4 protein-coding genes and 1 pseudogene are annotated in these 6,197 nt (G+C 32.1%); all 5 read right to left on the bottom strand.

Annotation, left to right across the window (positions count from 1 at the left end):
• A pseudogene (locus J5G60_RS15865) lies at positions 1-281 on the bottom strand (M20 metallopeptidase family protein); the annotation flags it as partial.
• Positions 282-355: 74 nt separating this feature from the next.
• Positions 356-1,501, bottom strand: a complete 1,146-nt coding sequence (locus J5G60_RS15870; protein WP_150357976.1) for an ArgE/DapE family deacylase — start codon at positions 1,499-1,501, stop codon at positions 356-358.
• On the bottom strand, positions 1,485-2,732 hold the full coding sequence (locus J5G60_RS15875) for an MFS transporter (RefSeq protein ID WP_150357975.1): 1,248 nt from the start codon (positions 2,730-2,732) through the stop codon (positions 1,485-1,487). Before J5G60_RS15875 ends, J5G60_RS15870 begins: the two co-directional genes overlap by 17 nt.
• An 82-nt stretch (positions 2,733-2,814) precedes the next feature.
• Positions 2,815-4,431 (bottom strand): N-acyl-D-amino-acid deacylase family protein, encoded by a 1,617-nt coding sequence (locus J5G60_RS15880; protein WP_150357974.1) that lies wholly within the window; start codon positions 4,429-4,431, stop codon positions 2,815-2,817.
• A 101-nt stretch (positions 4,432-4,532) separates the two neighbouring features.
• The gene (locus J5G60_RS15885; RefSeq protein ID WP_207876578.1) at positions 4,533-6,146 is read right to left on the bottom strand and encodes a PucR family transcriptional regulator; all 1,614 of its coding nucleotides are present in this window, start codon (positions 6,144-6,146) and stop codon (positions 4,533-4,535) included.
• Positions 6,147-6,197: the final 51 nt, after the last annotated feature.

The raw sequence follows: 6,197 nt of genomic DNA on the forward strand, positions 1-6,197 counted from the left end.
GGATTTTTTGAACTGTATGGGAGCCCTGTATCCTCTGTAACTGACAATGCATCGATATCAGCCCTAAGTCCAATGACTTTTCCAGTCCCCTTTCCCTTTAAAAGTCCAATAACTCCTGTTCTACCTGTAGTAGCCACAGCTATACCCATTTTTTCAAGTTCACGGGCTATGATTTTTGATGTTCTCACTTCTTCAAAAGATGGCTCCGGATGCATGTGAAAATCCCTTCTGAGATCCACCATCCAGGGTTTAATTTTTTGAGCTTCTTCCATGATGGCCATTTTTATCATCTCCAAACTAGATAATTCTCATTAGAACCTTAAAATTATTTACTATACTCTCTTTATAAGGCATATTATTTAAGGTATCTTAAGGCTATTTTTTTATAAAATTTAATGGCATCCAAATATTTGCTTATTTCTATATATTCATTTGCTTGGTGTGCTATTGATTCTTCACCTGGACCATAAATAAATAATGGAAAATTGGTTTTTAATCCAGAAACAAATGTGGATGCATCTGTATAATATTTTGCTCCTTTAAATTTGTGTTCATAATTAAATAATTCATCTGCTGTAGATTGTGCCAATTCAACGAATGGATCATCCATTGAAGTTTCAACTGCTATTAAGTTATTTAATATTTTTAATTCAAATTTAGCATTGGAATTTTTTTCGATTTCTTTTATTAGGAATTTAATATCTGATATAATTTCTTGATGATTTTGTCCTGGAACTGTACGTATGTCCATTTGCATTTTACATATGTTAGGAACCATATTAGTCCTGATTCCGCCGGAAATAATAGAAATATTTAAAGTTGGCTCTCCAAGCAGGTTGTTTTCCTTATATTTAAATTTAAATCTGTTGTGGAGAATGTTTATTAAAGAATTCATATTTTCAATTGCATTAATTCCCTTATCTGGCATTGAACCATGTGCAGTTTTACCATAAGAAATCACCTCAAGCCATAATGCTCCTTTATGAGAAATAAAAATTTCATTGCTGCTTGGTTCTCCGATTATCATCGCCCCTATATTTTTTAAAATATCATCTTGTATTACTGCTTTTGCTCCAAGGCTATCAACTTCTTCACCTGCAGTAGCAGCTAAAATGAGATCACCTTCTAAAGGGATCCCCTCTTTAGCGATTTCAACCATAGCCATTGTTAAAGCAGCCAGTCCACCTTTCATATCTGATGCTCCACGGCCATAAAGACGTCCGTTTATTTCCTGTACCTCAAAAGGTTTGTATTTCCAGGGAATATCTCCTGGTGGTACTGTGTCCATATGTCCTGAAAATACTAAACTTTTTTTGTTACCATTTCCTTTAAGCTTTGCTATTAAATAAGCACGGTTTTCTTCTATAGGACGTATGGTTGAGGCGATGCCGTTTTCATTTAATTCTTTAGCGATTATTTTGGCAATTTGTTCTTCATTACCAGGAGGATTTACACTATTAGTATTTAAAAGCTCTTTAAGAAACTCAATTTGTTTTTCCATTTATATTCACCTCTTTCTTTTCATGTATTGTGAACGCAATACTAGTGGAAATAAGGCAGGCAACGACAAGAAAGGCAAATGCTATTCCAAACGAACCTCCAGCCATTTGAACTAGAAATCCTATTGCAATTGGTGAAATAAATCCTGCAATTTGACCGGCAAAATTAATAAGTCCGGAGGATGAACCCATTACCTCAGAAGGTAAAATATTCATTGGGAGAGCCCAAATACCGCCAAATGCCATGCAGATGAAGAATCCAGTAAAAGTTAAAAAAGTCATAGCTAATGCTTCATTTGGAGTTATATAAGTTAAGATTAAACAGAGAGCTGTAGATATTAAGGAAATTATAATTACAAAGCGGCGCTTACCGACAAAATATTTATCGGAAAAATAACCTCCTGCAACAGTTCCTATTGTTCCTGCGAAGAAAGGTAGTGATGCAATTATGCCCATCTTTACTAATTTAAAACCACGTGCATTTACTAAATAAGTGGGTATCCAGGAAGAAAACCCCCAAAACACTATGTCAAAAGCGAAAAAAGTAAAAAATATTTTCCATACCACAGGAAGTTTAACAACATCCCTAAAACTTAGTTTATTAGCTGAGCATTCTTCAGGGTCTTTTTCATTGATTATTTTTAATTCCTCAGGGGATATCATATTGCTATCTTCAGGTTTATTTCTTACAAAGTATAAGATTAATGCAACAACTATCATGCCTGGAATAAACAGAAAATAAAATACAGATCGCCAACTGAAGGCTGCCATAATTCCTACTACAAATAAAGGTGCAATTGCAGGACCTAAAGAGTTTGAAGACAGCATAAAAGAATTGGCGGTTGCCCTTTCTTTTTTTGGGAACCAGGTGGAAACGGTTTTCCACGAACCTCCCGGAAAACTGGCCTCACCCAGGCCAAATAGGAATCGAATGATCAACATGCTAAGCAGCGAAGTAGCCATACCAGTAAAGGCAGTAAATGCTGACCACCATGAAACGGCTATAGCCATGACTTTTCTGGCCCCAAATTTATCTGCCAGCATACCCCCTGGGATTTGAAAAAGTGCGTATCCTAAGAAAAATGCACTTATCACAACACCCATTTCAACTGATGTCAAATTAAAATCCTTAGCGATATATGGTATGGCAACAGTCATTACCATTCTGTCCATGTAGCATACAGTCCATGTGATAAATAAAATTAGTAAGATTATATTTCTTTTTTTTGGCATGCTTTTTCCCTTCCTTTAATTCATAATATTCTGGATTTTAGAACGCTAATATTAATATATTAGAATTGAACAGAAAAATGTATTATTTTTTTAGTAGTACATTTCCATTACCTTTATTGACAATCTTATTATTCTTTACTTCAATTTTCCCATTGACTAGTACATATTTTATCCCGTCAGGATAATGAAATGGATCATTAAATGTGGAATTATCAATGATTTTATTTTCATCAAATATTGTGATATCCGCTTTCATCCCCTGCAGTATCATTCCTCTGTCTCTAATTCCATATCTTTGAGCAGGGTATGATGTTATTTTTCTTATAGCTGTAGTTAGAGATATTAAATTTTCTTGTCTTACATATTTACCAAGTATTTTTGGAAATGTGCCATATAATCTTGGGTGTGGTTTGCCGCCATATAGTCCATCTGTTCCAACCATTCCTAATTCGTGTTTTAAAATAGTTTTTACATCATCTTCACACATCATATATACTGCCATTCCAACTGCACCGTCTTCTTTTATTAATAAATCACATACTACATCTATAGGTTCTTTATTCATTTCGTCTGATAGCTGTTTAATGGTTTTCCCTAAGCATTTCTGGCTATTTTTGGATTTCACTGAAGTTATAAGTATTCCGTCCCACCCGCCTAGATTAGCATAATTGTCCCAACCGGCTTTTGAAGTCAGCCCATCCACGGGAGACTCCCCGTTTATCTGCCTATTGACTTTAACCCTGATATCTTTATCTGAAATTCTTGCTTTCATTTTTTCATTTCCCCCATCGAGAACCCATGGAGGCAGAACCTGTCTTAACATGGTACTGCATGAATCATAAGGATATTGATCAAAGGTTATGTCAAATCCCTCTTCTCTAGCTAGCTCAATCATTTTGATAACTTTATCTATGGATTTATGCCAATTATTTTTTCCACCAGCTTTTAAATGGGAAATTTGAAAGGAGACTCCGGTTTCTTTGGTTAGATTAATTACCTCCTGCACTGAATTTATCAAATCATTTCCTTCATTTCTTATGTGTATTCCTACCACACCATTATTTTCAGCAACTATTTTACAGGTTTCTATCAGTTCTCTATTAGTTGCAAATACTGTTGGGACATATATCATACCTAGAGACATACCGAAGGCTCCTGACTTCATAGATTCATCGATAATTTGTACAATTTTTTTTATCTCATCATCATTGGGTTCTCTACTGTCAAAACCCATTACCATAAGCCTTGCGGCTCCGAAAGTTACCAAATATCCAGCATTAATTGACGGTTGCTTTTTTTCAACTTCTTTTAGGTATTGTTCTAACGTATTCCAGTTGAAGTGAATTTCAGGATATTCTCCGAATATTCCATAAATATAATTTCTCCAATTTTCTTTGTCTTCGTTTTTTATTGGGGCAATTCCTATTCCACACTGGCCGTTTATTTCAGTTGTTACACCCTGCATTAATTTCTCTGAGGCCGTTGGTTCACCAAGTATCCTTAGATCTCCATGGGAATGTGCATCGATAAAGCCAGGACAAACAATGAGATCTTCAGCATCAACTATTTCATTTGCATCTTTTTCTGAAATATTTCCTATGTGAGATATAGTATCGCCTATTATGCCTATGTCTGCTTTATACCAGGGATTTCCGCATCCTGATATGATCTTTCCATTTTTTATTACAATATCGTACAATTTATAAACCCTCTTTCTAATAACTTATTTGGTATATCTTATCACTAGCATATAGCATTTACACTGTTCCAATAATATAAAAATAATGGCTGAGTTTTGTACTACTCAGCCATCTCCATTAATTTTAAGGATATGGTTATATTTATTCTTTCTTCAGAATTTCTGAGATCAACATTTAGCAGTTCATTAATTTTATTAAACCTATATTTTATAGTATTATAATGTAAATACATTTTTTCAGAAGTAACCTTAAGGTTCCAATTGTTTTTTATTAAATAGTATAGTGTATTTAGCAAATCTCCATTATTTTTTTTATCGTGATCTATTAATTCCTGTAAATTAGATAAATAAAAATTTTTTGCAGCATTACTTTTATATATTAGCGACAATAATTTATATATACCAAGTTCATCATAAGAAATTACGTTATTACACTTGTATATAATTCGTCCTAATTTTACTGCCATTTTAGCATTTTTATAGCTTATATGAGAATTCATTACTGATGATTCATAATTTCCAATTCCTATAGTAGCTGTAAAATTGGTTTTTTTTAGTATGTTTGCATTTATTTCTCTGCATATTTTTTTTAACTTGTTGGAAAATTTTAATTTATCTTTATATATAGGCTTAATTAATAAGGTAAGGCTATCATTGAATGTAGTATAGGGAACTTCTTTAAAATATTTCTTTAAAATTTTTATTGCAGATTTAAATATGATTAGTTTTGTATTTTCAAGACTATAATTCATTTTTTTGTTCTTTATTTTTAGATAATTCATCTTGAAATTATCTATATCTACAATAATAGATATTATCCCTGCGTCAAAATTCCAATTATAGAGTTTGGATCTATTTTTTACTTCTTCACTTGTTTTTATATTATTTGTTATTAAGTCTCTTACAAATTCATTTCTATATTTTTCTTCTATTTGCATGTTGGATATTTTTTTTTGAATATCGAGTTTTAATACCGTACTTGCGTGTTCTACAACCATTTTATTGTATTCAGACACATATTTATTTTTTATTTTTTCGTTGGATATAATAATATATCCATAATTTTTTTTATATATATTTATTGGATAATGATCATATAACGACAAAATTTTATCTATTTCAAATGATTTAATGTCATTAAAGAATTTGGAAAACTTATCCAAATTTGAATTGACGTATTTTTTATCAAAATATGTATCATAAAATGCAACATCGATTTTCAATATATTTCCCAGGGTATCAACTATTTGTTGTGTGTTACCTCCATTTATAACAAGAGAAGTAAATGATCTATGAATATTTTCGGAATACTTTAGTTTTAGAGCTTGTTGATTTATAATTAAAGAAAGTACAGGATTTATAATGTCTATAAATGCACAATAAGAAGGTATCTGTATTATTGGAAAGGATAGGTTGTCAGCTGTTTTGAGCACTTTATCCGGGAGTGCATCGATAAACCTGTTGAGTTTTATGCCAAATGCAGAAGCACCTGAATTTTCAATTTTAATTATCAATTCTTCAATTTTATTAGGTACATATTTCATCCAGTAACCAGTTGTAATAAAAAATTTGCCGCCCTTTAGCCATTTATACATATCTGGTGCTTCCATGACAGTGACGGATTTAACCCTTCTGTTTGTTCCATCATGTCCTGCTAATATTTTAAAGTCAGAGAAACTTTTAATTTTAAGCATATTTTCAACTGTTATTGACATATAATCTCCCCCTTTTTTATTAATTGTTCTATTTTTAATATATAATATATG

It is taken from the genome of Clostridium sp. HV4-5-A1G (genome assembly GCF_900184915.1).
GTDB lineage: Bacteria > Bacillota > Clostridia > Clostridiales > Clostridiaceae > Clostridium_B > Clostridium_B aromativorans.